The sequence below is a fragment of the Kutzneria sp. 744 genome (genome assembly GCF_000568255.1).
Classification (GTDB): Bacteria; Actinomycetota; Actinomycetes; order Mycobacteriales; family Pseudonocardiaceae; genus Kutzneria.
This window is the reverse complement of sequence record NZ_KK037166.1, coordinates 8,741,662-8,764,935: the sequence shown is the minus strand read 5'-3', so window position 1 is coordinate 8,764,935 and position 23,274 is coordinate 8,741,662. Positions and strand designations below refer to the sequence as shown.

Annotated in this window: 23 protein-coding genes and 3 pseudogenes; 11 read left to right on the top strand and 15 right to left on the bottom strand. The window is 69.9% G+C overall.

All coding sequences use genetic code 11. The features are described 5' to 3' along the window. Positions 1-39: 39 nt before the first annotated feature. The 3 genes and pseudogenes from ligD to pyrH form a co-directional block, all read right to left on the bottom strand. The gene (gene ligD, locus KUTG_RS40225) at positions 40-939 is read right to left on the bottom strand and encodes a non-homologous end-joining DNA ligase (protein WP_043732286.1); all 900 of its coding nucleotides are present in this window, start codon (positions 937-939) and stop codon (positions 40-42) included. A gap of 36 nt (positions 940-975) precedes the next feature. After that, positions 976-1,407, bottom strand: a pseudogene (locus KUTG_RS62210) (DNA polymerase ligase N-terminal domain-containing protein); the annotation flags it as partial. Between the two features lie 10 nt (positions 1,408-1,417). After that, positions 1,418-2,161 carry a UMP kinase gene (gene pyrH / locus KUTG_RS40220; protein ID WP_043724529.1) on the bottom strand — a complete coding sequence of 248 codons (744 nt, stop codon included), beginning with the start codon at positions 2,159-2,161 and terminating at the stop codon, positions 1,418-1,420. Between the two features lie 55 nt (positions 2,162-2,216). Between pyrH and KUTG_RS40215 the strand changes: the two genes are divergently transcribed. Together KUTG_RS40215 and KUTG_RS40210 are read left to right on the top strand one after the other, a co-directional pair. Continuing rightward, positions 2,217-2,762: a YdcF family protein gene (locus KUTG_RS40215; RefSeq protein ID WP_043724526.1), complete on the top strand. Its 546-nt coding sequence runs from the start codon at positions 2,217-2,219 to the stop codon at positions 2,760-2,762. Positions 2,763-2,881: 119 nt separating this feature from the next. After that, positions 2,882-3,535, top strand: coding sequence for a peroxiredoxin-like family protein (locus tag KUTG_RS40210; protein ID WP_232241214.1), 654 nt, complete (start codon positions 2,882-2,884; stop codon positions 3,533-3,535). Here KUTG_RS40210 and KUTG_RS40205 read toward each other — a convergent pair. The 6 genes and pseudogenes from KUTG_RS40205 to KUTG_RS40180 all read right to left on the bottom strand — a co-directional run bounded on the left by KUTG_RS40205 (position 3,525) and on the right by KUTG_RS40180 (position 9,342). Continuing rightward, entirely contained in the window at positions 3,525-4,127 is a 603-nt protein-coding gene (locus KUTG_RS40205) for a TetR/AcrR family transcriptional regulator (RefSeq protein WP_043724506.1), read from the bottom strand. The two genes, KUTG_RS40210 and KUTG_RS40205, sit on opposite strands and share 11 nt — an antisense overlap. 9 nt (positions 4,128-4,136) lie before the next feature. Further along, a pseudogene (locus KUTG_RS40200) lies at positions 4,137-4,719 on the bottom strand (helix-turn-helix domain-containing protein). Between the two features lie 182 nt (positions 4,720-4,901). Further along, positions 4,902-5,807: an aldo/keto reductase gene (locus KUTG_RS40195; RefSeq protein ID WP_043724501.1), complete on the bottom strand. Its 906-nt coding sequence runs from the start codon at positions 5,805-5,807 to the stop codon at positions 4,902-4,904. A 10-nt stretch (positions 5,808-5,817) separates the two neighbouring features. Beyond that, entirely contained in the window at positions 5,818-6,780 is a 963-nt protein-coding gene (locus tag KUTG_RS40190; protein WP_052395962.1) for a carbon-nitrogen hydrolase family protein, read from the bottom strand. Next, positions 6,773-8,893: an oxidoreductase gene (locus KUTG_RS40185; protein ID WP_043724499.1), complete on the bottom strand. Its 2,121-nt coding sequence runs from the start codon at positions 8,891-8,893 to the stop codon at positions 6,773-6,775. The genes KUTG_RS40190 and KUTG_RS40185 overlap by 8 nt, the downstream gene beginning before the upstream one ends. Then, entirely contained in the window at positions 8,890-9,342 is a 453-nt protein-coding gene (locus KUTG_RS40180; protein WP_232241213.1) for an acyl-CoA thioesterase, read from the bottom strand. Before KUTG_RS40180 ends, KUTG_RS40185 begins: the two co-directional genes overlap by 4 nt. 17 nt (positions 9,343-9,359) lie before the next feature. On the opposite strand from KUTG_RS40180, the gene KUTG_RS40175 reads away from it, so the two are divergent. The 8 genes from KUTG_RS40175 (at position 9,360) to KUTG_RS40140 (ending at position 17,071) form a co-directional block, all read left to right on the top strand. Continuing rightward, on the top strand, positions 9,360-10,469 hold the full coding sequence (locus KUTG_RS40175) for a cupin domain-containing protein (RefSeq protein ID WP_043724496.1): 1,110 nt from the start codon (positions 9,360-9,362) through the stop codon (positions 10,467-10,469). Positions 10,470-10,481: 12 nt separating this feature from the next. Continuing rightward, the gene (locus KUTG_RS40170) at positions 10,482-11,297 is read left to right on the top strand and encodes a fumarylacetoacetate hydrolase family protein (protein WP_043724493.1); all 816 of its coding nucleotides are present in this window, start codon (positions 10,482-10,484) and stop codon (positions 11,295-11,297) included. A gap of 30 nt (positions 11,298-11,327) precedes the next feature. Next, a complete protein-coding gene (locus tag KUTG_RS40165) occupies positions 11,328-12,167 on the top strand; it encodes a PaaX family transcriptional regulator (RefSeq protein WP_198047859.1) in 840 nt (279 codons plus the stop codon). A gap of 77 nt (positions 12,168-12,244) precedes the next feature. Beyond that, positions 12,245-13,858, top strand: a complete 1,614-nt coding sequence (locus tag KUTG_RS40160) for an AMP-binding protein (protein WP_043732279.1) — start codon at positions 12,245-12,247, stop codon at positions 13,856-13,858. A 79-nt stretch (positions 13,859-13,937) separates the two neighbouring features. Beyond that, positions 13,938-14,729: an SAM-dependent methyltransferase gene (locus tag KUTG_RS40155; protein ID WP_043724487.1), complete on the top strand. Its 792-nt coding sequence runs from the start codon at positions 13,938-13,940 to the stop codon at positions 14,727-14,729. Positions 14,730-14,825: 96 nt separating this feature from the next. Beyond that, positions 14,826-16,127: a M14 family zinc carboxypeptidase gene (locus KUTG_RS40150; RefSeq protein WP_052395961.1), complete on the top strand. Its 1,302-nt coding sequence runs from the start codon at positions 14,826-14,828 to the stop codon at positions 16,125-16,127. After that, the gene (locus tag KUTG_RS40145) at positions 16,118-16,705 is read left to right on the top strand and encodes a TetR/AcrR family transcriptional regulator (protein WP_043724485.1); all 588 of its coding nucleotides are present in this window, start codon (positions 16,118-16,120) and stop codon (positions 16,703-16,705) included. The genes KUTG_RS40150 and KUTG_RS40145 overlap by 10 nt, the downstream gene beginning before the upstream one ends. A 150-nt stretch (positions 16,706-16,855) precedes the next feature. Next, positions 16,856-17,071 (top strand): winged helix-turn-helix transcriptional regulator, encoded by a 216-nt coding sequence (locus KUTG_RS40140; RefSeq protein ID WP_232241212.1) that lies wholly within the window; start codon positions 16,856-16,858, stop codon positions 17,069-17,071. A gap of 59 nt (positions 17,072-17,130) precedes the next feature. On the opposite strand, the gene KUTG_RS40135 is transcribed toward KUTG_RS40140, so the two are convergent. After that, positions 17,131-17,958, bottom strand: a complete 828-nt coding sequence (locus KUTG_RS40135; protein WP_043724484.1) for an SDR family NAD(P)-dependent oxidoreductase — start codon at positions 17,956-17,958, stop codon at positions 17,131-17,133. 80 nt (positions 17,959-18,038) lie between these two features. Here KUTG_RS40135 and KUTG_RS57145 point away from each other — a divergent pair. Continuing rightward, positions 18,039-19,223 (top strand): annotated as a pseudogene (locus tag KUTG_RS57145) (MFS transporter); the annotation flags it as partial. A 308-nt stretch (positions 19,224-19,531) separates the two neighbouring features. Here KUTG_RS57145 and KUTG_RS65460 read toward each other — a convergent pair. The 5 genes from KUTG_RS65460 to KUTG_RS40110 are packed head-to-tail and all read right to left on the bottom strand — an operon-like array spanning position 19,532 to position 23,274. Further along, positions 19,532-19,963: a creatininase family protein gene (locus tag KUTG_RS65460; RefSeq protein ID WP_255361049.1), complete on the bottom strand. Its 432-nt coding sequence runs from the start codon at positions 19,961-19,963 to the stop codon at positions 19,532-19,534. Beyond that, positions 19,867-20,319 (bottom strand): creatininase family protein, encoded by a 453-nt coding sequence (locus KUTG_RS65455; RefSeq protein ID WP_255360970.1) that lies wholly within the window; start codon positions 20,317-20,319, stop codon positions 19,867-19,869. Before KUTG_RS65455 ends, KUTG_RS65460 begins: the two co-directional genes overlap by 97 nt. Beyond that, the gene (mftF, locus tag KUTG_RS40120) at positions 20,316-21,677 is read right to left on the bottom strand and encodes a mycofactocin biosynthesis glycosyltransferase MftF (protein WP_043724481.1); all 1,362 of its coding nucleotides are present in this window, start codon (positions 21,675-21,677) and stop codon (positions 20,316-20,318) included. The genes KUTG_RS65455 and mftF overlap by 4 nt, the downstream gene beginning before the upstream one ends. Next, on the bottom strand, positions 21,674-22,459 hold the full coding sequence (locus KUTG_RS40115; protein WP_043724480.1) for a mycofactocin-coupled SDR family oxidoreductase: 786 nt from the start codon (positions 22,457-22,459) through the stop codon (positions 21,674-21,676). The genes mftF and KUTG_RS40115 overlap by 4 nt, the downstream gene beginning before the upstream one ends. Further along, a complete protein-coding gene (locus tag KUTG_RS40110; protein ID WP_052395956.1) occupies positions 22,456-23,274 on the bottom strand; it encodes a mycofactocin-associated electron transfer flavoprotein beta subunit in 819 nt (272 codons plus the stop codon). Before KUTG_RS40110 ends, KUTG_RS40115 begins: the two co-directional genes overlap by 4 nt.

Sequence of the window (23,274 nt, the reverse complement as noted above, 5' to 3'; positions counted from 1 at the left end):
GAGTCGCCGTGCCCAAATCGAACCGCATCGACACCGGCCCTAAGTGCGCGGCAGCCGGCCCGGTTCCTTGTGCAGATCGGCCAGCAGGTCGCCGTGCTTGTCCAGGCGGGCCAACACGTCCGGCGCGGTGAAGGTGACGTCGGCCGGCTTGCGGCAGCGCTCGACCTCACGCCACGTGAGCGGCGTGGACACGGTCGGCATGTCCCGAGCCCGCAGCGAGTACGGCGCGATGGTGGTCTTGGCCGGGTTGTTCTGGCTCCAGTCGACAAAAACGCGGCCACCACGGCGGGCCTTGGCCATCACGGCGACGTACCGGTCGGGATGGGCGGACGCGAGGCGCTGGGCCACGGCCTTGGCGTACTCGGAGGTGCGCTCCGGGTCGCGGACCTGAACCGGGACGTACATCTGAAGACCCTTGGAGCCGCTGGTCTTGGGGAAGCCGGTCAAGCCGTCCTCGGCCAGGATCTCCCGGATCAGCAGGGCGGCCTGGCAGCACTCGACGACGGTGGTGTCGGGGCCCGGATCGAGGTCGAAGACCAGCAGATCGGGCGGCCGCACGCCGCCGCGCGGGCCGACGGTCCACTGTGGAACGTGCAGCTCCAGCGCCGCCAGGTTGGCCGCCCACACCAGGCCCGGCAGGTCGTCGATCATGGCGAAGTCGAGGGTCTCGGCCCCGCGCGAGCTGCCCGGCGTCGGCAAGGTCATGGTGCGCAACCACTCCGGCGCGTGACGGGAGACGTTCTTCTCGAAGAAGGACTGCGAGTCCACGCCGTCGGGAAAGCGCTTCAGCGTCACCGGCCGCTCGGCCAGGTGCGCCAGCAGCATCGGCGCGACCTGGCGGTAATAGTCGATGACGTGCGCCTTGGTGAAGCCGTCGGCCGGATAGAGGATCTTCTCCAGGTTGGTCAGCTTCAGCCGCCGCCCCTCGACCTCGACCATGGTCGAGGTGTTGATCCGCTTGCCACGCTTGCGGACCAGCCAGTCCTTGTCCTCCTTGTGGATGAACACATAGCGCCCGTCGAGCTGGGTTCCGTGGAAGGTCACGTCGATCTCGTAGTCGGTCCACTTGTGCGTCTCATACGTGCCACGGTCCCAGATGGACACGTGACCGCCGCCGTACTCCCCCTTGGGAATGTCGCCCTCGAACGAGGCGTACTCCATGGGGTGGTCCTCGGTGTGCACGGCCAGCCGCACCGCGCCGGGATTCATCACCAGGCCCTTGGGCACGGCCCACGACACCAAGACGCCATCTCGTTCGAACCGCACGTCGTAGTGCAGCCGGGTGGCGTGATGCTCCTGCACCACAAAGACGTCGTCGTCGCCGACGGGCAGCGGACCGTCCGCGGGCACCGGCTCGGGAGTGCGCCGGGCATCCCGTTTCCGCCGGTACTCGTGAAGATCGGCCATGAAAGCCAGGCTACCGCCGATCGTGCGCGTGCACCGATCGCTCGACGTCCGGCCCGATGTAGGTGCCGAGCCGCTCGCCGCCGCAGATCGCCGCCATCACGCCCGTGCGCTCGATGTCGAACACGTGCATCGGCAGCTTGTGGTCGCGGGCCAGGATGAACGCGGACTGGTCCATCACGCCCAGCTCGTTGTCCAGCACGTGGGCGTAGGTCAGCCGGGCGAAGCGCAGCGCCTCCGGATGCTTGTTCGGGTCGCTGTCGTAGACGCCGTCGACGCCGTGCTTGGCCACCAGCAACGCGTCGGCGCCGATCTCGATGGCCCGCTGCACGCTGGGATAGTCGGTGGTCAGAAACGGCTGGCCGATCCCGCCGGCCAGGATGACCACGGACCCCTTCTCCAGATGGTGCACCGCCCGCAGCCGGATGTACGGCTCGGCCACGGCGTCGATCGGCACGGCGGTCATCACCCGCACGTCGTGCTCGCCCAGCGCGGTGAGCCGCCCGCGCAGCAGCAGGCTGTTGATGACCGTGCCGAGCATGCCGATGTTGTCCGCTTCGACCCGGTCGATGCCCCACGCGTCGGATCTGTTGCCCCGAAAGACATTGCCACCGCCGACGACCACCGCCACCTGGATGCCCAGCCGCCGCACGGAGACCACTTCGGACGCCAGGTGGTCCAGCGCGGCGGCGCTGAATCCGTACTCGTCGGGCCCGGCGATGGCCCGGCCGCTCAGCTTCACCACGATGCGTCGCACGACACGGAGCCTAGATCCCGGCAACGTCCGCGCGCGATGGAACGATGTACCGGTCATGGAGCAGCCGGTCACCACCACCTGGCGTCGCAAGCTGGCCGTGGTCGTGGTGTTGGTGCTGGTGGTGTTCGGCGTGGCCACGGTGCGCCTGTTCGTGCTGCCGGACCTGAATCCGCTGCCCGCGCACGCCGACGCGATCATCGAGCTGGCCGGTCCGGGCAATCGGGACGCGACGACCATGGCGCTGGTGCGCTCCGGCCGGGCTCCGGTGGTCGCGCAGTCGACGGTGCCGGTCGAGGCCGGCACGCACCGGTGCCTGCCGGCGGTCGAGGGCGTCGAGGTGCTGTGCTTCAACCCCGACCCCGGCACCACCCGCGGCGAGGCCCGCTACATCGGCGAGATGGCGGCGCAGCGGCACTGGCAGTCGGTCATCATCGTCACCACGCCCGATCACGCCCTGCGCGCGCAGCTGCGGATCAGCCGGTGCTTCCCAGGCACGATCTCCGTGGCGACCTCGCCGCTGCCCTGGTGGGACTGGTTCCGGCAGATCCCGTACCAGTGGGCGGCCAGCGCCAAGGCCCTGGTGTTCCAGACCGACTGCTGACCTGCCGGAACCCGTATTTCGGTGTGTTCGAGAGCGTGACTCGCGGGGGTTTTGGAGTTGACACTCCAGAATCGAGGGAGTGAAATGGAGTAAACACTCCACTATGAAGGCTGGGGATCGTGACGATCGCGGAGCAGGTCGAACAGATGCAGGCCGGTATGGCGAGCCAGCTGCCGGCGGAGGTGGCGCGGCCGTTCACCGAGGAGCAGCAGGGACTGGACGCGGCGGGGACGCCGTCGGGGGTGGCCGAGCCGGGCAGCCCGATGCCGGACGGTGAGCTGCTGGACGCCCACGGACAGCCGACCACGCTGGCCGAGGTCACGCGGGGCAAGCCGGCGGTGGTGGTCTTCTACCGCGGCGCCTGGTGCCCGTACTGCAACGTCGCGCTGCGGACGTACGAAGCGGAACTGGTGCCGGAGCTGACCGCGCGTGGCGCAACGCTGGTTGCCCTCAGCCCGCAGAAGCCGGACGGCTCGCTGAGCATGCGGGAGACCAACGCCCTCACATACGCCGTGGTGTCGGACCCGGGCAACCAGATCGCCGGCAAGCTGGGCATCCTCACCGCGCCGACCGACGAGGCCGTCGGTGCCCAGAAGGCGCTGGGAATGGACCTGACCAGCATCAACGCGGACGGCACGGTCGCGCTGCCGATGCCGACGACCGTCGTGCTGGACGCGGACGGCGTGATCCGCTGGATCGACGTGCACCCGAACTACACCACCCGCACCGAGGCGTCGGAGATCCTCGCGGCGCTGGACGAGATCAGGCCGTGAACGACTCGATGTAGTCGATCACCTGCGTCAGCGAGACCTCCAGCATCACGGTGTCGCGCCGCAGCTGGGTCAGCGCCAGGCCGCCCTGCAAGGTGGTCAGCAGGGTGATCGCCAGCCGGTCCGGGTCGGCCTCGCGGCGCAGCTCGCCGCGGTCGCGCATGGCGTGCAGGCCGTCCCGGATCGCCCGCTCCCAGCGGTTGAAGCCCAGCACGACGTCGGCCCGGGCGTCGGCGTCGTGCTCGGCGATCTCCGAGCCGAGCGAGCCGATCGGGCAGCCGCCCCGGCACTCCAGCTCGCGCTGCAGGGCCACGATGGCGTCGGCCCAGGCCCGCAGCGACGCCACCGAGTCCAGCCGGGCCAGCATCTGCTCCTGGTGGCCCACGACGGCCTCGGTCTGGTGCGCGATCACCGCCCGTACCAGGGCCTTCTTGTCGCGGAAGTAGTGGTAGACCTGCGACGTGCTGACCTCGGCCGCGGTCTGCACGTCCTCGGTGCTGGTGCCGGCCACGCCGTGCTCGAACATCAGCAGCGCGGCGGCCGAGACGATCCGCTCACGGGTCGCCCGCCCCTTGGCAGTCAGGCGCTCGGACATGACCCCAGTTTACGGACCGTCCACTCCAGAATTCCTTGGCGCGGCCCGGACGTGCATGCGCTCCCCCTGCGGGCCGAACAGGCTCAGGACCTCCACCGGGCGGTCGTCGCCGTTGCCGAACCAGTGCGGCACGTGCGTGTCGAACTCCGCCACCTCCCCCGCCTTCAGCACGATGTCGTGCTCGCCCAGGACCAGCCGCAGCCGCCCGGTCAGCACGTACAGCCACTCGTAGCCCTCGTGCGTCTTGAGGTCCGGTTCGAGGCGGACGCCGGCCGGGATGATGTGCTTGAACGCCCGCAGGCCGCCCGGCTGGCGGTTGAGCGGGATCATCGTCTCGTCGCCGCGGCGGAACGGCTTCAGGTGCACCCTCGGGTCGCCGGTCGGCGGCGCGCCCACCAGCTCGTCGAGGGGCACCTGATAGGCCTTGGCCAGCGGCAGCAGCAGCTCCAGGCTCGGTCGACGGCCGCCCGACTCCAGGCGGGACAGCGTGCTCCCGAGATGCCGGTCGCCTTGGACAGCGCCGCCAGCGTGATGTTGCACTGCTCCCGCAGGGCCCCAGCCGCGGCCCCACCTCCGTCAGCACCTGCTCCAGCTCGTCACCCACCACCCCATCGCAGTTTCAGCAACCGAGTTTGTCAATTCGGCACCCCTAACGTCAGGAAGGGCCCCTTACTGACGTTGAACGCCAGGATCGGTCCCTTGATCTTGGCCACGGCGTCAGGAAGGGGTCCTTCCTGACGTTCAACGAGAGGATCGGTCCCTTGATCTTGTGCATCAGGCGGAGGCGGCGGTGAGGGCGTCGAGGTGGGGCTGGGTGAGGTGGAGGGAGGGGGCGGCCAGGAGGGCGGGGAGCTGGTCGAGCTTGCGGGCGCTGGCGATGGGGGCGGCGACCTGCTTGCGCGAGCCGAGCCAGGCCAGGGCGATGGTCGCGAGCTCGGCTCCGGTGGCGGCGGCGATGGCGTCCAGGGCGGCGAGCACCTTGCGTCCACGGTCGGAGTCGACGTACTGGGCCACGCCGCCGGCGCGCACGGAGTCGGCGGTCACGCCGGGGCGGTGCTTGCCGGTGAGGAAGCCCATGGCCAGCGAGAAGTACGGGAAGACGGCCAGGTCGAACTTCTCGGCCACGGCGGCCAGCGGCCCCTCGTAGGTGTCGCGGGACATCAGGCTGTAGTGCGGCTGCAGCGCGACGTAGGCGGCCTTGCCGTTGCTGGCGGAGTACTCCAGGGACTCGGTCAGGCGCTCGGGCGACAGGTTGGAGGCGGCGATCTCCCGCACCTTGCCCGCCCGGACCAGCTCGTCGAGGGTGTCGATGATCTCGGGGACGGTCACCGTCTCGTCGTCGTGGTGGGTGTAGAGCAGGTCGATCCGGTCGGTCCCGAGCCGCTGCAGGCAGCCGTCGACGGCGGCCCGCATGGTCGCCGGCTGGAGACCCGGGTGGTTCGCGTCGTCGGGCCAGCCGATCTTGGTCGCGATCACCACGCCGTCCCGCTTGCCCCACTGCCCGATGTAGCTCTCGGACAGGGTGCCGCCGTACAGCGCGGCGGTGTCCACGTGGTCGCCGCCGCCGTCGACGAAGGCGTCGAGGATCCGAGCCGCGCCGGCCGCGTCCACGGAGCGCCCGAAGACGTTGGTGCCCAGGCAGCGCGGGCCGACGGTGAGGGAGCCGATCGTTGTGGTCATACAACCGACCCTAGGCGGTGAAGGTCACCGGCGCTCGGGGGGTGTTGTCCACGGTGAGGTGGAAGATGTCGAAGCGGTTGTAGTGGCCGATGATGTCGTGCATCTGCTTGGGCTGGATGCAGCGGGCGAGGTCGATCTCGGCGTAGACGATGCCCTCCTCGTCGATGAGGGGGTCGACGAGGGGACGGCCGTCGGGGCCGAAGATGCCGGACAGGGCGCTGCGCTTGCGGCGCATGCGTTCGGCGATCACGGCGTTGTCGCCGGCGGCGATCTCGATCATCTCCTCGGTGATGGTCGAGCAGGCGACGAGGGAGAACAGCTTGCCCTCGAAGCAGTGCGCGGCGGTGCGGATGGCGATGGCCTCGGACATGTCGTAGTCGGTCGGCGCGACCGGCAGCGAGATGTAGCCGGCCACGTGCACGAGTTCGCCCTGAGCCAGCAGGGCGAAGCGGGCCAGGGTGTTGGTGTTCTCGCCGCACGCCAACACACCGAGCGGGCCGATGGGCGTCTGGTGCACACGGAGGGAGCTGGCGTCGCCGTTGGTCCAGGTGAGCTTCTCGGCCCAGGTGGGCACCAGTTTCCGGTGCACGCCGAGGAGAGTGCCGTCGTGGCCGATAGTCAGCACGCTGTTGTAGAGCACGCCCAGGCTGTGCGGGCCGCGTTCGTTGACGCCGATGACCACGGTGCATCCAGCGGCCTTGGCGGCGGCGCACAGGGTCTCGGCATGGGGCCCGGGGACATCGATGGCGGAGCGGTAAAGCCGTTCGTACCAAGGGGAACCGTCGACCGGGTTCATGGTCCAGTTCCAGTACGGGTACCCAGGCACGAAAACCTCGGGGAACGCCACGAGGGTGGCGCCGTTGGCGGCGGCCTCGTGGATCAGGGACACGGCCTTGTCGACGGTCGCGGCGGCGTCCAGGTAGACGGGCGCGGCCTGGACGGCGGCGGCGGTGAACCGCGGGAACTCATCCATTGGCCCTCCAGCGTCGGTGCACGAGATCCTCGGTGGGGCGCAGGGAAAGCTGCGGGCGGGGCCGGCCGGCGGACAGGGGTCGTCGGCTACCGGCCCGGTGCATGGCCGGCCAGAACGCGCCCTCGCCGGCATAGCCGAGAGAAGCGGCGGCGTGCAGCGGCCAGGACGGGTCGTGCAGCTGGGCCTGACCGATGGCGACGAGGTCGGCACGGCCGGCCAACACGATGGAATTCGCGTCGTCGTAGGAGGAGATGCCGCCAACGGCGATGGTCGGGGCGCCGACATCGGCGCGGATCCGTTCGGCGAACGGGGTTTGGTAGCTGCGTCCGTACGCCGGCTTCTCGTGGGCCACGACTTCGCCGCTGGAGACGTCGATCGCCACGGCGCCGTGGGCCATGAACGCCGCCGCGGTCTCGACGGCGTCCTCGATGGTGGTTCCACCGGGCGCCCAGTCGACGGCCGAGATCCGCACGATCACCGGCAGCTCGCCGAGGACGGAATCCAGCACCCGCAACGGGAACGACCGGTCAAGCCCCGGGTTGGTCAGCGGGGACAGGTGCACGGACAGCAGATTCCCGTGCCCGGCCTGGAGTTCGATGATGTCGAAGCCGGCCTCGACGGCCCGCCGCGCGGCCTCCGTGAACTGGTCCTCCACTCGCAGCGAGAGATCGCGGGAGGCATGGCTGAGTTGCACGCCGATCAGCGAACCGGTCTGCGAGTGGACGAAGTCGGTGATCCGCCGCCAGGCGCGGACGTGTTCGTCGGTGTAAAGACCGGTGCAGGCCGGAGTTTTCCGCCCTTCCACGCTGACGGCGGTCCGGCCGGTGAGCACGAGCCCGGAGCCGCCGAGCGCCTTGCCGACCAGGTGCGCGAACTCCACGTCCCCGGGCACGCCGTCGACGGCGGCGTCGAGGGTGATCGGCGCGCTGACGATCCGGTTGCGCAGGCTCAGATTTCCCAGCTCGTACGGCTGGAACAGCGGCGGGTTGCCGTCGCCGAACCAACCGTCCAAACGCGACAGATAGGCGGGGTCCCGCTGCCGAAGGTTGTCGTAGGTGACGCGGCGGCTGCGGGTGAGCAGGTTGAACGCGAACTGCTCGGGCGCCTTGCCCACGGCGTGCTCGATCGTCTCGAACCACTCCAGGCTCGCCTGGGCGGCCCGCTGCGTGGACTGCACGACCGGCCGCCGGTCGGCCTCGTACCGTTCCAATGCCGTGGGAATGTCTTGGTGGCGCTGGATGTTCGCGACCAGCGCGAGGGCGTCCTCCATGGCCAGCTTGGTGCCGGAGCCGATGGAGAAGTGGGCCGTGTGCGCGGCGTCGCCTAGCAGCACGATGTTGCCGTGCCGCCAGGTCTTGTTGCGCACGGTGGTGAAGCGCAGCCACTTGGAGTTGTTGGTGATCAGCTTGTGGCCGCCCAGGTGGTCGCCGAGCAGCTCGGCCAGACGCATCGGCCCGCACTCGTCGGTCAGGTCGGCAGCCTGCCAGGTGCGCTCGGTCATCTCCACGATGAAGGTGCTGCGGTCACCGCTGAACGGGTAGGCGTGCACCTGCATCGGCCCGTGCGGCGTCTCGGCGATGATGAACGTGAACGCCTCGAACACCCGATCGGTGCCCAGCCACATGTACCGGCAGTTGCGAACGTCCAGCGAGGGCTGGAAAACCTCGGCGTGGGCGGCGCGGGTGAGCGAGTTGACGCCGTCCGCCGCCACCACCAGGTCGTACTCCCCGGACAGCTCGGCGGCGGTCGGCGCGACCGACTGGAAGCGGACGTCCACGCCGAGGTCGAGGCAGCGCTGCTGCAGGATCTGGAGCAGCCGCATCCGGGATATGGCGGCGAATCCGTGGCCGCCGGAGGTCTCGACCCGGCCCCGGTAGTGGATGTCGATGTCGCTCCAGCGCGCGAACTCCGACTCCATCGCACCGAAGATCTCCGGGTCGGCGGCGGCGATGCCGTCCAGCGTCTCGTCGGAGAACACCACGCCGAAGCCGAAGGTGTCGTCGGGCGCGTTGCGCTCCCACACGGTGATCTCGCGCGTGGGGTCGAGGCTCTTGGCCAGGGCGGCGAAGTACAGCCCGGCCGGGCCGCCGCCGATCACCGCGTATCTGCTCATGACCGGCCTCCGAGCGCTGCCACGACTTCCTCGGGCCACGGGGTGGCCTTCCCCTCGTCGGGTTCGGCGTGCACGACGACGACGGAACCGGTGGCCGCCAGGCCGTGAGATCCGTGCACCTCGAACGCGAAGGTCAGCGAGGTGCGGCCGAGGCTCTCCACCCAGAACCGGGCCTTGCACAGCTCGCCGAACCACAGCCGCGACCGGTAGTTCACCTCGTGACGGACCCGTGGCGTGCGGCCGAACAGCCAGGCCACGCCGTGTTGGCGCAACAGCTCAGCTTCGGCGGCCTCGGCCCACCGCAGGATCACCGAATGGTGCTGATGGCCGGCCGCGTCGGTGTCGTACCACTCGACCACGCGCTCGATCGTCACCTCGGGCGTCACATCCAACAAGGGGAGCACCTCCTTGACACCTCCACGGTATAGCGCGACGATGACGACCGTCAAGATAAGGAGATAACGGCATGACCCTCAGCGATGACGTGCTCGGCCGCGCGCGAGTGGTCGACACGGACGATCTCAAGGCGTACTACTCGAAGCTCGGCCAGTTCCAGGCCGGTGCACTGTGGACTGTCGCGAACGACATCGAACCCTGGTACCCGCAGCCGAAATCGGTGCCCACGCTGTGGTCGTACCAGGAGCTGCGGCCGCTGGTGCTGGAGGCGCTCAGCCTGGTCACCGGCGACGACGCCGGCCGCCGGGTGGTGATGCTGGTCAACCCCGGCCGCAAGGACATCTCCGCCTCGGTCGGCCTGCTCTACAGCGGCCTCCAAGTGATGGGACCCGGCGAATCCATGACCGCGCACCGGCATCAGGCCGCCGCGCTGCGGTTCGTGCTGGAGGGCCAGGGCGCGTGGACCGTGGTCGACGGGCAGAAGCTCAAGGTGGGCCCGCGCGACTTCGCCATCACCCCGAACTGGACGTGGCACGAGCACGGCAACGAAGGCTCGGACGAGCCGGTGATCTGGCAGGACGGCCTGGACATCCCGCTCGTGAACGCGCACGACGCCGGCTTCTACGAGGTGCACCCGGACCTGTACCAGAAGCAGGGCGAGGTGGTGAACTCCTCGCTGCTGACCTACGGCCACGGGCAGCTGCGCCCGTACGGCTACGAGGCCTGGGACAAGCGCTACTCCCCCTTGTTCGCCTACCCGTGGGAGCAGACCTATCAAGCGCTGCTGGACGTTGCCGCGGCGAGCGACGGAAGTCCTTACGACGGCATCATCCTGGAGTACAGCAACCCGCTCACCGGCGGCTCCGTCATGCCGACGATGAGCGCGCACCTGCAGATGCTGCGGCCGGGCGAGGCCACGAAGGCCCACCGGCACACCGGTTCCGTGATGTACACCGTGGCCAAGGGCAGCGGGCACTCGGTGATCGCCGGCACGCGGTACGACTGGAACGAGGGCGACGTGTTCTGCGTGCCGTCGTGGGCGTGGCACGAGCACGCCAACGGAAGCCTGACCGACGACGCCGTGCTGTTCTCGTACAACGACTTCCCGGTGATGCGCTCGCTCGCGTTCTGGCGCGAGGAGGCCTACCCGGACAACAACGGCCACCAGACCGTCGAATAGGGGCGTTCGAAGATGCTGCTTGTCACGTACTCGATCGACGGCCGGCGCCGGGTCGGCATCCTGCGGGACAACGAGGTCTTCGAGACCACCGCGGAGTCGATGCTCCACAGTGGACTTGCGGAGACCGGCGTGCGACACCCGCTGAACGCGGTGACCCTGCACGCCCCGCTGCGGCCTGGCAAGATCGTCGGCATCGGCCTGAACTACACCGAGCACGTCGCCGAGTCGGCCCGAACCCTGGACACCGACAAGGAACTGCCGCAGCGGCCGGTGCTGTTCAGCAAGCCGGCCACCGCCGTGGTCGGGCCGGACGAGCCCATCCAGCACAACGGGAACATGACCCAGCAGCTGGACTGGGAGTGCGAGCTGGCCGTGATCATCGGGCGCACGGCGAAACGCGTGCGGGCCGAGGACGCGTTGGAGCACGTGTTCGGGTACAGCATCATGAACGACATCAGCGCCCGCGACCAGCGCCGCTCCGGGCAGTGGTTCTTCTCCAAGGGCCAGGACTCCTACGCCCCCTTCGGCCCGGCCGTGCTCACCGCCGACGAGCTGGCCGACCCGCACGACCTCGACCTGTCGCTGCGGGTCAACGGCGAGGTGAAGCAGAAGTCCAACACCCGCTACATGTTGTTCCGCATCCCGGACCTGATCGCCGACATCAGCGCCGGCATGACCCTGGAACCGGGCGACGTGATCTCCACCGGCTCCCCCGCCGGCGTCGGCGCGAGCTTCACCCCGCAGCAGTTCCTGCGGCCGGGCGATGTCGTGGAGGCCACGATCGAGCGCATCGGAACCCTGCGCAATCCCGTTGTGGACGCGAGGTGACACCCCCGCTGCTATCTTGCGGGCATGGCGATCACAGCGGCCGGAGAGGCTTTCACGGACGGTGATTCCGGCGCGCGGTCGGCTCAGCCGCGGCAGTTCATCGTCACCGTGTACGGCCTGTACGCGCGCGCCGACGGCGGGTGGCTGTCGGTGGCGTCGCTCATCGCGCTGCTGGCCGATCTCGACATCGACGAGCCGGCGGTGCGGTCGTCCATCTCACGGCTGAAGCGGCGGGGCATCCTGGTGGCCGAGCGGCGCGGCGGCGCGGCCGGCTACGCCCTGTCGGACGAGGGCCTCGCGGTGCTGCGCGAGGGCGATGAGCGGATCTTCCGCCGGGACCGCTCCACGCTGGCCGAGGGCTGGCTGCTGGCCGTGTTCTCGGTGCCGGAGTCGGAGCGCAACAAGCGGCACGTGCTGCGGTCCCAGCTGACCCGGCTGGGCTTCGGCACGGCCGCGCCCGGCGTGTGGATCGCGCCCGCGCACCTGCACGAGGCGACGGCGGCCATGCTGCGCCAACAGGATCTGGACGGCTACGCCGATCTGTTCCGCGCCGACCACCTGGCCTTCGGCGACGTGGCCGGGAAGATGCGGCGGTGGTGGGATCTCGACGAGCTGGAGCGCCAGTACGCGGCGTTCCTGGACGAGCACGAGCCGGTGTGGCAGCGCTGGAAGCGCAAGCGCAGCGGCGAGGGCCGCGAGGCGTTCGTGGACTACGTGCGCGTGCTGACGGCGTGGCGGCGGCTGCCGTACCTGGATCCCGGTTTGCCGGTGGAACTTCTGCCCTCGGACTGGGTCGGAACCCGCGCCGCCGACCTGTTCTTCGCCCTGCGCGAGCGGTTGGCCGAGGGCGCGAGGGACTACGTCTCCTGAGCTTTATCGCGTTCTCTTGACTGTCGTCATCGGCGAGGCATACTGGGGGACAACTCCTCACCGAAGAGGTGCTGCCGATGCCGGTTGTCAGATCAGCGCACGTGGACACCTTCTGCCGGGATCACCTGCCGCCGGCCGACGCCTGGCCGGACCTGGTCTTCGACCGTCCGGAGCTGCACTACCCCGAGTGGCTCAACTGCGCCGACGCCCTGCTCGACGACACCGTCCGGCGGCTCGGCCCGGACCGACCGTGCCTGCGCACGGAGACCGGCACGTGGACCTACGGCGACCTGCTCGGCGCGGCCAACCGGGCCGCGCACGTGCTGACCGACCACTTCGGACTCAAGCCCGGCAACCGCGTTCTGTTGCGAGGACCGAACAATCCGTGGCTGGTGGCGGTGTGGTTCGCCGTGCTCAAGGCCGGCGGTGTCGCCGTCACCACCATGCCGCTGCTGCGGTCCCGGGAGATTGCCGACCTGGTCGAGCTGACCCGGCCGGATCTGGCCGTGTGCGATCACCGCTTCCTGGCTGAGCTCCAACTCGGCGCGCCCGACCTGCCCGCGATCGCTTACGGCGGCCCGGATTCCGAGGATCTGACCGCGCTGGCCGCGTCCGCGAGCGACACCTTCACCAGCGTCGCCACCGCCGCCGACGACGTGGCCATCCTCGCGCCGACCTCGGGCACCACCGGCAAGCCCAAGGCCACCATGCACTTCCACCGGGACCTGCTGATCTGCGCCGACACCTTCTCCCGCCACCTGGTGCGCCCCAGCCAGGACGACGTCTTCGCGGGCTCGCCGCCCATCGGCTTCACCTTCGGGCTCGGCGGCTTGGTGTTGTTTCCCTTGCGCGCCGGCGCTTCCACGCTGCTGTTGGAGCGGGCCACCCCCGTCGAGCTGGCCGACGCCGTGGCCGAGCACGGCGTCACCGTGCTGTTCACCGCCCCGACCGCGTACCGCGCGATGTTGGCCGGCGGCAAGGCATCCGCCCTCAAAGGCCTGCGCCGCTGCATCTCGGCCGGCGAGCACCTGCCGCCGGCCACCTGGCGGGACTTCCTGGCGCAGACCGGGATCCGCATCATCAACGGCATCGGCGGCACCGAGATGCTGCACATCTACATCGCGGCCGCCGACGAGGAGATCCGGCCCGGCGCCACCGGGCTGGTGGTGCCGGGCTTCCAGGCGGTGATCCTCGACGAGGACGGCAATCCCGTGCCCGACGGCGTTTCCGGCCGGCTGGCCGTGAAGGGGCCGACCGGCTGCCGCTACCTGAGCGACGAGCGCCAGCGCACCACCGTCCGCAATGGATGGACGCTGACCGGGGACAGCTACCACCGGGACGCCGACGGCTACTACTGGTTCGAGGCCCGCAACGACGACATGATCGTCTCCTCCGGCTACAACATCGCCGGGCCCGAGGTGGAGGCAGCGCTGCTGGACCACCCGGATGTGCTGGAGGCCGCGGTGATCGGCGCCCCCGACACCGAGCGCGGCGCCGTGGTCAAGGCCTTTGTGGTGCCGCGGGCGGAAAGCGCGGTGACCGCCGCCGAGTTGCAGGACTTCGTGAAGCGCACTCTCGCGCCGTACAAGTACCCCCGCGAGGTGGTGTTCCTGGACAGCCTCCCCCGCACCGCCACCGGCAAGGTGCAGCGCTACCGCCTGCGGTCCATGCCTCCATCCGGTCGACTTTGACCGGCGGCGGCTGACCCGGCGGTAGGGTGCCCCACAGGGCCGAACGGATGCCCGGCGACTTTTCCAATGGGGGGAACTGGTGACCGTCAACCAGGCCGCGTGGGTGCCCAAGGACGTCAACGTCGACCTGCCCAGCGCCGCCCGGGTGTACGACTACCTGCTCGGCGGGGCGCACAACTTCGCCGCCGACCGGGCCGTCGGCGAGCGGGTGCTCCAGGTGCTGCCCCACGGGCGGCAGGTCGCCATCTCCAACCGCTCCTTCCTGCGGCGGGCCGTGCGCTGCCTGGTCGAGCAGGGCATCACCCAGTTCCTGGACCTCGGCTCCGGCATTCCCACCGCCGGCAACGTGCACGAGATCGCCCCGTCGGCCCGCGTGCTGTACGTGGACCACGACGAGGTGGCCGTCGCGCACAGCGACCTGCTGCTGGCCGACGATCCCGACGCGATCATGCTCGCCGCCGACCTGACCAGGCCCGATACGGTGCTGGACGCGCCCGTCACCCGGGAGTTCCTGGACTTCAGCCAACCCATCGGGCTGCTCATGGTGGCAGTGATGCATTTCGTGCCGGACGAATCGGACCCCGCCGGCATCGTCGCCGTCTACCGCGACGCCCTGCCCGCCGGCAGCTTCGTGGCGCTGTCCCACCTGACCGCCGACCATCAGCCCGAGGCCATGGCCGCTGTCGTCGAGGCCATGAAGAACAGCCGGGATCCCATGTACTTCCGCACCTACGACGACGTGGCGCCGATGTTCGCCGGCCTGGACCTGATCGACCCCGGCCTGGTCAGCGCCCCCTCCTGGCGCCCCGACATCGGCGTCCGGGAGCCCGGGCCCGAAGGCGTGTACGCCGGGGTCGGCCGCAAGCCGTAGCCACCACCGCATCCAACCTTGTGGCGGATGTGGAACGCTCGCGTTTCGGTAATCTGATTACGAAAGTAGTCTGGTTACCATTGCCGGAGGTGGCGCGTGATCCCGACCGTCGACCAGGTGGTCTCCGAGGTCGAGAAGCTGGCCGCCGACCTGCCGGAGGTGTGCCGGACCCGCCGCATCGGCACGTCGCGGCTGGGTGAGCCGCTGCGCATGCTGTCGGTGGGACACGGCCGGCGCAACGCGCTGGTGGTCGGCTGCCCGCACCCCAACGAGCCGATCGGCCTGCGCACCGTGCTCGACCTGGCCCGGCGGGTGGCGACCACGCCGGAGTTACGGGAGGGCATGGACTTCAGCTGGCATTTCGTGCCGTGCATCGACCCGGACGGGACCCGGCTCAACGAGGGCTGGTTCGCCGGCCCGCTGACCATCCGCAGCTACCACGAGAACTTCTACCGCCCAGCCTTCGAGGACCAGCCGGAATGGACCTTCCCGGTGTTGGACGAGCGGGCGTTCTTCGACCGCACGCTGCCCGAGACCGAGGCGCTGGCCCGGGTCATCGACGAGCTGCGGCCCAGGTTCCAGTATTCCTTGCACAACGCGAACTTCGGCGGCGTGTTCTTCATCCTCAACGGCGGTTTACCCGGCATGGCCGAAGATCTGGGCCGGGTGGCGGCTGATCAGCGGGTTCCGCTGTCGCTGGGCCCGGTGGACACGCTGGGCTGGGACACCGCGGCGCCGGCCGTCTACCTGATGCCGCCGGCTGAGACGTTGATCGAGGCGGCGGCGCGGGGAACGCGGGATTCGGTGCGGCACGGGGGTTCCAGCGCGCACTACGCGGAGCGCTACGGCACGACGACCCTGATCACCGAGGTGCCGTTCTGGCACGATGCCCGTGCGGACGACCTTTCCGAGTCGGGCCGGTCCTACGGGGACACTCTCCGACACACGGCGGTCGAACTGCGGGACGATAGGGGCGTGCTGTCCGACTTGTACGAGCAGATGCGACCGTGGCTCGTGGTGCCGACGCCGATGCGGAGGTCGATCGCCGACACGCTGGCCACCGCGTTGTCGGCGGCCGCGGCCAACGAAGCGGTGGCCGACGACACGCCGGAGCGCCCGGCCACGGTGGCCGAGACGTTCGCGGCGTCGACCCTGGTGCACATGCTGCGGCTGCGGGCCAGCGGCATGATGCGCCGGCAGTTGGCCGTCGAACACGCCGCCGGCAACCAGCCGCCCGAGTCCCGCCGGATCCGGCGCCAGGTCGACGAGCTGTTCGACACCTGGTGCGCCGCCGGGGAAACCGAGCTGTCGCAGGATCCCTTCCCGGTGCGGCAGCTGGTGTGCGTGCAGTCCGAGGCGGCACTGGCGGTGGTCAGAAGGCTGGCATCATGCGGTTGACCCGTTCCCAGTCGCGGCAGCGCAACCGGGACGCGCTGATCGACGCCGCGCTGGTGGAGATGGCCGAGCGCGGCTACCAGCAGGCCCGCCTCGACGACATCGCCGAGCGGGCCGAGCTCACCACCGGCGCCGTCTACTCCATCTTCGGCAGCAAGCGGAACCTGCTGCTGGCCGTGGTCTCCCGGTACGCCGACGAGCTCGACGGCCACCTGGCCGAGCTGTCGGATCCCCGGCTGTCGCTGTCCGAGGTGCTCACCGGCTGCGCCGACGCCTTCCACCAGGTCGCCACCGCCTCCGACGCGCGCCGCCGCTTCGCCTTCGAGCTCGAACTGGCGGGCCTCATGCTGCGCGACCCCACCGTCCTGTCGTTGACGACGTCCGGCCGCCTGGCCGAGTTGTTCGTCGGCCGTCGGCACAAGGACGGCGAGGTCACGCACGAGCAGGCCGAACAGGTCGCCCCGGCCCTCGCCGCCCTGCTCGGCGGCCTGGTCCGCCGGGCCGTGCTGGAGCCCGGCACGGTGGACCTGGAGTATTTCCGCCGCTCCGCGTTGGCATTGACGTGCCTGCTCAGAACGTGAGGACGAGCTTGCCCTGGATCCCGGCGTCGGCGCGGCGGTGGGCCTCGACGGCGTTCGCGGCGGGCCCGGCGTCGAGGATCGCATCGAACTGGCCGTGGACGTCGCCGCGACCAATGACGGATTTCGCACCGATGTGCTTCCCCTCGTATCGTGGAGACCTTGATCCTCACCCAGACCCTGCGCAAGCTGGAGCGGGACGGCCTGCTGACCCGGACGGTCACCCCCACCGTCCCGGTCCGCGTCGACTACGAGCTGACGGACCTGGGCCGGACCCTGGTCCCGGTGCTGGTGGCCGTGAAGACGTGGTCGGAGACCCATATCGAAGAGGTCATGGCGGCCAGGGACGCGTTCGAGGAAGACGAGTAGGCGCACCGTGGCCGAGGACCACGGTGCGCCGGCGGTGACGTGTCCGATGTAGACGTCGCTCAGACCTCCACACCGATTCGGCGGGACGCGATGTCCCACAGCTTGCGTGCGTTGTCCTCGTCCAGCACGACCGGGTTCTCCTGGGTCCGCTCGTTCTTGAAGTAGTAGCCGGCGTCCAGCTTCTCCGCGGTGGTGCACAGGAAGTACAGTCGCTGCCCGGCGACCTCGGGCGAGTCCAGCAGCTTCTGCATGGGCTTGCCGAGCGGGGTCTTGAGCAGGAACTGCTGGAACTTCTGGTCCCGGGCGAACTCGCTGGCCACGATGCCGGGGTGGTAGTCGGCGGTCTCGATGTCGGGGTTGCGGCGGGCGAACTCGCGCAGCAGCAGCGCGGCCGCGACCTTGCTGCTGGTGTAGACCTCGTGCGACTTGTAGCGGTGGTTGCTGTCCAGGTCGTCCAGGTCGATGTGGCCGTGCTTGTGCACCATCATCGTGGACGTGTTGACCACGCGACCGCCGCTCTCACGCAGCCGGTCGGTCAGCAGCCGGGTCAGCAGGAACGGCGCCAGGCAGTTGACCTGGAACTGGAGCTCGTTGCCGTCCTTGGTCAGCTCGCGCTTGACCCACTGACCGCCGGCGTTGTTGGCCAGCACGTCGATGCGCGGGCAGCGCTCCAGCAGCGCGTCGGCGAGCCGGCGCACATCGGACAGGTCGGCGTAGTTGCAGGTCAGGCCGGGCTGGCCGACCTCTTCGGCGATGGCCGCGGTCTTGTCGGCGTTGCGGCCGACGGGGATGACCGTGTGGCCGTCCCGGTGCAGCTGCCGGGCGGCCGCGGCGCCGATGCCGGCGCTGGCCCCGGTCAGGACGACGATCTTGCCAGCAGCACTCATGATCTTTCTCCTTGCAGGTGGGAACCCGTTTTATACATTCGTCCTATACAAACGTCAGAGACGTATGTATAGTTTCGGCCATGACACACGCCACGCAAACCCCGCGCCTGGCAGGACGCCTTGAGTGGATCGGCCTCGCCGTCCTGGCCCTGCCCCTGCTCCTGGTCTCGATGGACATGACCGTGCTCTACTTCGCGATCCCGTCCATCGCGTCGGCCCTGCAGCCCTCCGGCACGCAGCAGCTGTGGATGATCGACATGTACGGCTTCGTGCTCGCCGGCCTGCTGATCACGATGGGCAACGTCGGCGACCGCATCGGCCGCCGCCGCCTGCTGATGATCGGTTCCGCGATCTTCGGACTGGCCTCCGTGGCCGCCGCCTTCTCCACCGACCCGACCATGCTGATCGTGGCCAGGGCCGTGCAGGGCATCGGCGGCGCGACACTCATGCCGTCCACGCTTGCCCTGGTGCGCAACATGTTCCACGACGAGAAGCAACGCCGTTCCGCGATCGCCGTGTGGTCCACGGCGCTGTCCGCGGGGGCCGGACTCGGCCCGGTCGTCGGCGGCCTGCTGCTGAACAACTTCGCCTGGGGCTCGGTGTTTCTGATCAACGTGCCGGCGATCGTGGTGCTGCTGATCCTGTGCCCGGTGCTGATCCCGGAGTTCCGCCTGCCCAAGGGCGACGCCGGCCGGTTCGACTTCGCCTCGGCCGTGCTGTCGCTCGGCGGCGTGCTGTCGGTCATCTGGGGCCTCAAGGAGATCACCGTCAACGGCTTCGGCGTGCTGCCGGCCGTGGCCATCGCCGCCGGCATCGTGCTCGGCTATGTGTTCGTCCGCCGCCAGAAGACGCTGACCCACCCGATGATCAACCCGGACCTGTTCCGCAACCGCGACTTCGGCGCTTCCCTGTCGGTCAGCCTGGCCTGCTTCTTCTGCATGATCGGCTCGGGCATCTTCACCACGCAGTACCTGATGGAGGTGCTGCACATGAGCCCGCTGGAGGCGGCGCTCTGGACGCTGGTGTCCCCGGTCGTGGTGACCATCGCCGTGCCGTTCGTGTCGGTCGTGGCCCGCACCGTCCGCCCGGCCTACATCATCGCCGCGGGCTTCCTCGTCGGCACCGTCGGCTTCCTGATCATGACGCAGCTCGGCACCGACCGGAACATGTTCGTGGTGGTCGCCGGCACGATCGGCGTGGGCCTCGGGGTCGCCGTGGCGCTGACCTGCATCACCGACATGGTCGTCGGCGCGGCCCCAGCCGAGCACGCCGGCTCCGCCGGCGCCCTGGTCCAGACCGGCCAGGAACTCGGTGGCGCGCTGGGCATCGCGGTCCTCGGCTCCATCGGCGCCGCGGTCTACAGCTCCAACTTCGACTTTCAACGCCCCTCACAACGTGCCCGCCCCGGTGCTGTACGCCGCCCGGCAGACCGTCGCCGGCGCCTCCGAGGTGGCCCACACCCTGCCGGCCGCACAGGGCAACGCGCTGCTGGCCGCGGCCCAGGAAGCCTTCACCGGCGCGGTGCACACCGCCTCGCTGGCCGGCGGCGCGGTCGCGCTGGCCACGGCGATCTTCACCATCGTTTCCTGGGCGGATCAAGCCGACCCCGCCGCAGCCCGCCGTCAAGGACGACAGCACGGTTGAGGAGGTGCGCGAGCGGGCCGCGGTCTGACGCGGTCACGAGACTGGTGTCCATGTGTCGTACGCCGAGAGCAGGCCGGCCGTCCAATGCTCCAGGACGCGCCGGCCTTCTACCGCGTGACGCCCCGCGTGGATCGCCGAGAACACCGTTGGCACTCACGGCCACAACTCCAGAGCGGACCAGCAGCGGCATGATCTCCCGCAGCGGCCGGGTGTCCCCGGCCTCCAGGAGATCGAGGCGAACGGATTCGGGACGCAGCGCCAACATCACCGATGTTTCGGTGCAGCCGGCGTGACTGTCCACAGCGGACCCACTGGGCGACCAGCAGGTGACGCGCCGACCTTCGTGACACAGCCGCCGCACAGCGCGGGACACGGCGCCGGAATTGCCGCCGTGCCCGTTGACAAGCAGCACGCCGGCGAACGCGTCGGCCGAGCGAACCAGTTCCAGCACAAGGGTTCCACCCCGTCCAGACCGATCGACAGCGAGCCCGGGAAGGCAGCATGTTCACCACTGGAGCCGTACGAGAAGGCAGGGGCCACGACCACGCGGTCGCGGGCCTGCGCCAGCCGCTCGCACAGCGCGGCGGCGATCTCGGTGTCCACGGTGAAAGGCAGGTGCGGACCGTGTTGCTCGGTCGAGCCGACCGGAACGACCAGCACGCTGGCGGCGGCGAGGGCCTCGACCTCCGGCCAGGCCATGTCGGTCAGACGGTTCACGTGCGGCCGACCCCGTCCCGGCCGGGCCAGTCGCTCAGGTCCGGCAACAGCGGCTTGACGGTGCGGTGCCGGATCGCGCCCCACCACACGCCGGCCCCGTACGCGAGGTCGTCGAGCACCCGGGCGGCGAGCCAGCCCGGCAGGCCGACGGTCGCGCCGCGGGTGTACCACTCCTCCACGTGCCGGGCGAAGGCCGCCAGCAGAACCCAACGGCCCCAACGGGTCGCCGCCAGCACCGGGATGGCCACCGGCCACCACGACCGGACCACGGCGTCGCCCAGCAGCCGCCCCGCGCCGACATGGCCGCGGACGGCGAGCTGCACGGACTCCGTCGCCGGCACACCGACGTCTTTCAGTTTGCGTGGCAGCAACGACGCCGTAGTTGCCGGCGACGGCCCCTCCCAGCAGCGGGGGCCGGCGGCGACGAGCGCCCAGGACAGGGCGCTCCACATCGAGACCTTGACCGGTGCGACCTTGGCTCCATGGCGAATGGCCAGTGGGGCGGCCGAGGTGCCGTAGCCGAAACGTTGGCGCAGCCAGGCTTTCCACGTCTCGCGGGGACGATGGCGGACCACCGATCGCGGCTCGTAGCGGACCTGGTCGCCGGCTTCGTTCAAGCGCCACACCAGATCCACGTCCTCGCCGAACCGCATGGTCTCGTCGAAGCCGTTGTGGTTGAGCAGCGTGGAAAACCGGATGACCAACGCCGCCGACGGGACGTAGCTGACCCGGCTGCCCGGTCGCACCGGCGCCTCGGCCCCACCCAGGTCCAGCGGCGAGCGGAGCTCCTCATACCGTTCAAGCATCGACGGACCTTCGACACTGCGCACTCGCGGGGCGACCGCGACGACGCTCGGGTCCTCGAAGTGCGGGAGAATCGTTGCCAGCCAGCCGGGTTCGGGCACGACGTCCGCGTCCAGAAAGGCGACGAGCTCGGTGCCGGCGAGCCGCCAGCCGGCGTTGCGCGCGGCGGCCGGGCCCTTGGCCTTGGCGTGCCGCACGGTGGCCTCGGGAATCGGCTTCGCCGAACCGTCGTCGATCACCAGGACCTTCGCGGCGTCGGTCAAAGCCGGCAGCAGCCGGGCCAGGTCATCGGCGTGGTCGCGGACCGGTACGACAACGGTCACATCCTGCGGTGTGAGGCTGGTGATTTCCCGGCGCGGGTGTAGAATTCCCTTACGCACCAGCATGTCGGCCAGCTTCAGGTGATCGCTGTCCACCGCCTGGCCGGCGAGCCAGGCGTCCACACAGGACGATGCTTTGGCCGACAGCCTGAGCACGACATAGGGCGAGCCGCCGAGGATGAGGTTGTCGATGCGGCGTGCGCCGGGATCTAGCCTGACGTGCAAAGGAATCATGCCGTGAACCCCCCGTCGGCGTGCACAACGGTGCCGGTGATGGAGGACGCCCCCTTGCCGCACAGGAAACTCACCACGTCGGCGACCTCTTCCGGCCGCAGCAACTGTTCGGTGAGGTGGTAGCGGCTGAACTCCTCGACGTCGGCCAGGTCGTACAAGGCGGCGCTGGCGTCGAGCAGGCTGGTGCGCGTGCTGCCCGGCGACACGGCGGTCGCGGTGATGCCGGTGCCGCGCAGGTCATGGGCCAGTCCACGGATCAGCCCGACAACGGCGTGCTTGGTGGCGTTGTAGCCGGCGGCGTGCCAGAGGCCGCGATGCGCGGCGGCCGAGGCCAGGGCGACGAAGCGGCCGGACCGGGGTTGGGCCGAGCGAAGCATCACGGGTATGGCCGCGCGGGCCAGGTTGGCCACGCCGCTCACGCCGATGTCCAGCTGTAGCTGCCATTCCTCGTCGTCGGACTCCCACAGCGGATGCCCGCCGGCGATCACCGCCGCCGCGGCGACGGCCGCGTCCAGGCCACCGAACTCCCGCTGCGCGATCTCCGCCGCCTCGACCAGGGCTCCGGCGTCACGAACGTCAGCCACGACCTCGCGGACGGTGTCCGGGAACTCCCGCACCAGCGACAGGAGTTCTTCCTTGGAGGCCAACGAATAGCCGAGCCCGGGAATGTCTTCGCAGATGTCCACGGCGACGACCCGCCAGCCCTCACCGGCCAGCCGGCGCACCACGGCCGCGCCGATGCCACGGGCCGCGCCCGTCACCACCGCGACTCGTGGCGTCATGTCGTGTCCCCCAGATAGCCGTGCCTGGACAGGTAATCGAGCAGGAGGTCAGCCGCGGCCGCCGCGTCGGGCGGCGTCACCACGGTTGCGGAGCCGCCCGCGGACACCGCGTTCGTCAGGGCAACTATGCGGTCTCTGGCCTGATCGGCCGCGGGTATCGGAAGAATTCTGGCGCGCGGCCGGTATGCCCGGATAGTTCCCGCCCGCACTGTCCAGCCGGGAACGACTGGCTTCACGACAGGAATGGTCGTGTTACGGGCGGCCAGCATCGCCGGCAGGCCGGCGCGGCGGGGCCGCAGCACCGGTTCCACCGAGCACACCGCCGGCATCGGGATGGCCAGGCGCTCACGCCGACCCTTGTCCAGCCGTCGGAGTCCATTGAGGACACCCTGTTCGACGGTGAGCTCCAGCAACCCCAACGCTTGCGCGGTATCGGTGATGGCCGCGAGGAAGCCGGGAACGTCGCCGGAGTCGTCGCCGAACACCACGACATCGGGGGTGCCGTGGCGTTCGGCGACGGCGGCCAGCAGCGCCCGCGCCACGGCCTCGTCATCCGTCGGGTCGGCGTCAACGCGGAGCGCACCACCGGCGCCGGCGGCCACCGCCTCGCGCAGCATTTCCTCGGCCGCCGACGGGCCGATGGTCACGGCGACAACCTTGCCGCCGAGCGATTCCCCGATGCGCAGGGCGTGTTCCAGCGCGGCCAGGCCGGCAGCGCTGGCGCCCGGCCGGCCCTCCTCGGTCCGGGTGCTCCCCGTGAGCTGGTCGACCACGGTGCGCGGGCCGGGCCAGGTCAGCGCGGCGACGACCAGCAT

Coding starts and splice junctions, on each gene's coding strand:
- KUTG_RS40170 (WP_043724493.1), top strand. CDS start 10,482: ATGCTGCTTGTCACGTACTCGATCGACGGCCGGCGCCGGGTCGGCATC.
- KUTG_RS40115 (WP_043724480.1), bottom strand. CDS start 22,459: ATGACGCCACGAGTCGCGGTGGTGACGGGCGCGGCCCGTGGCATCGGC.
- KUTG_RS40145 (WP_043724485.1), top strand. CDS start 16,118: ATGCGGTTGACCCGTTCCCAGTCGCGGCAGCGCAACCGGGACGCGCTG.
- ligD (WP_043732286.1), bottom strand. CDS start 939: ATGGTCGAGGTCGAGGGGCGGCGGCTGAAGCTGACCAACCTGGAGAAG.
- KUTG_RS40205 (WP_043724506.1), bottom strand. CDS start 4,127: ATGTCCGAGCGCCTGACTGCCAAGGGGCGGGCGACCCGTGAGCGGATC.
- KUTG_RS40215 (WP_043724526.1), top strand. CDS start 2,217: ATGGAGCAGCCGGTCACCACCACCTGGCGTCGCAAGCTGGCCGTGGTC.
- mftF (WP_043724481.1), bottom strand. CDS start 21,677: ATGATTCCTTTGCACGTCAGGCTAGATCCCGGCGCACGCCGCATCGAC.
- KUTG_RS40190 (WP_052395962.1), bottom strand. CDS start 6,780: ATGGATGAGTTCCCGCGGTTCACCGCCGCCGCCGTCCAGGCCGCGCCC.
- KUTG_RS40135 (WP_043724484.1), bottom strand. CDS start 17,958: ATGAGTGCTGCTGGCAAGATCGTCGTCCTGACCGGGGCCAGCGCCGGC.
- KUTG_RS40110 (WP_052395956.1), bottom strand. CDS start 23,274: ATGCTGGTCGTCGCCGCGCTGACCTGGCCCGGCCCGCGCACCGTGGTC.
- KUTG_RS40175 (WP_043724496.1), top strand. CDS start 9,360: ATGACCCTCAGCGATGACGTGCTCGGCCGCGCGCGAGTGGTCGACACG.
- KUTG_RS40185 (WP_043724499.1), bottom strand. CDS start 8,893: ATGAGCAGATACGCGGTGATCGGCGGCGGCCCGGCCGGGCTGTACTTC.
- KUTG_RS40195 (WP_043724501.1), bottom strand. CDS start 5,807: ATGACCACAACGATCGGCTCCCTCACCGTCGGCCCGCGCTGCCTGGGC.
- KUTG_RS40160 (WP_043732279.1), top strand. CDS start 12,245: ATGCCGGTTGTCAGATCAGCGCACGTGGACACCTTCTGCCGGGATCAC.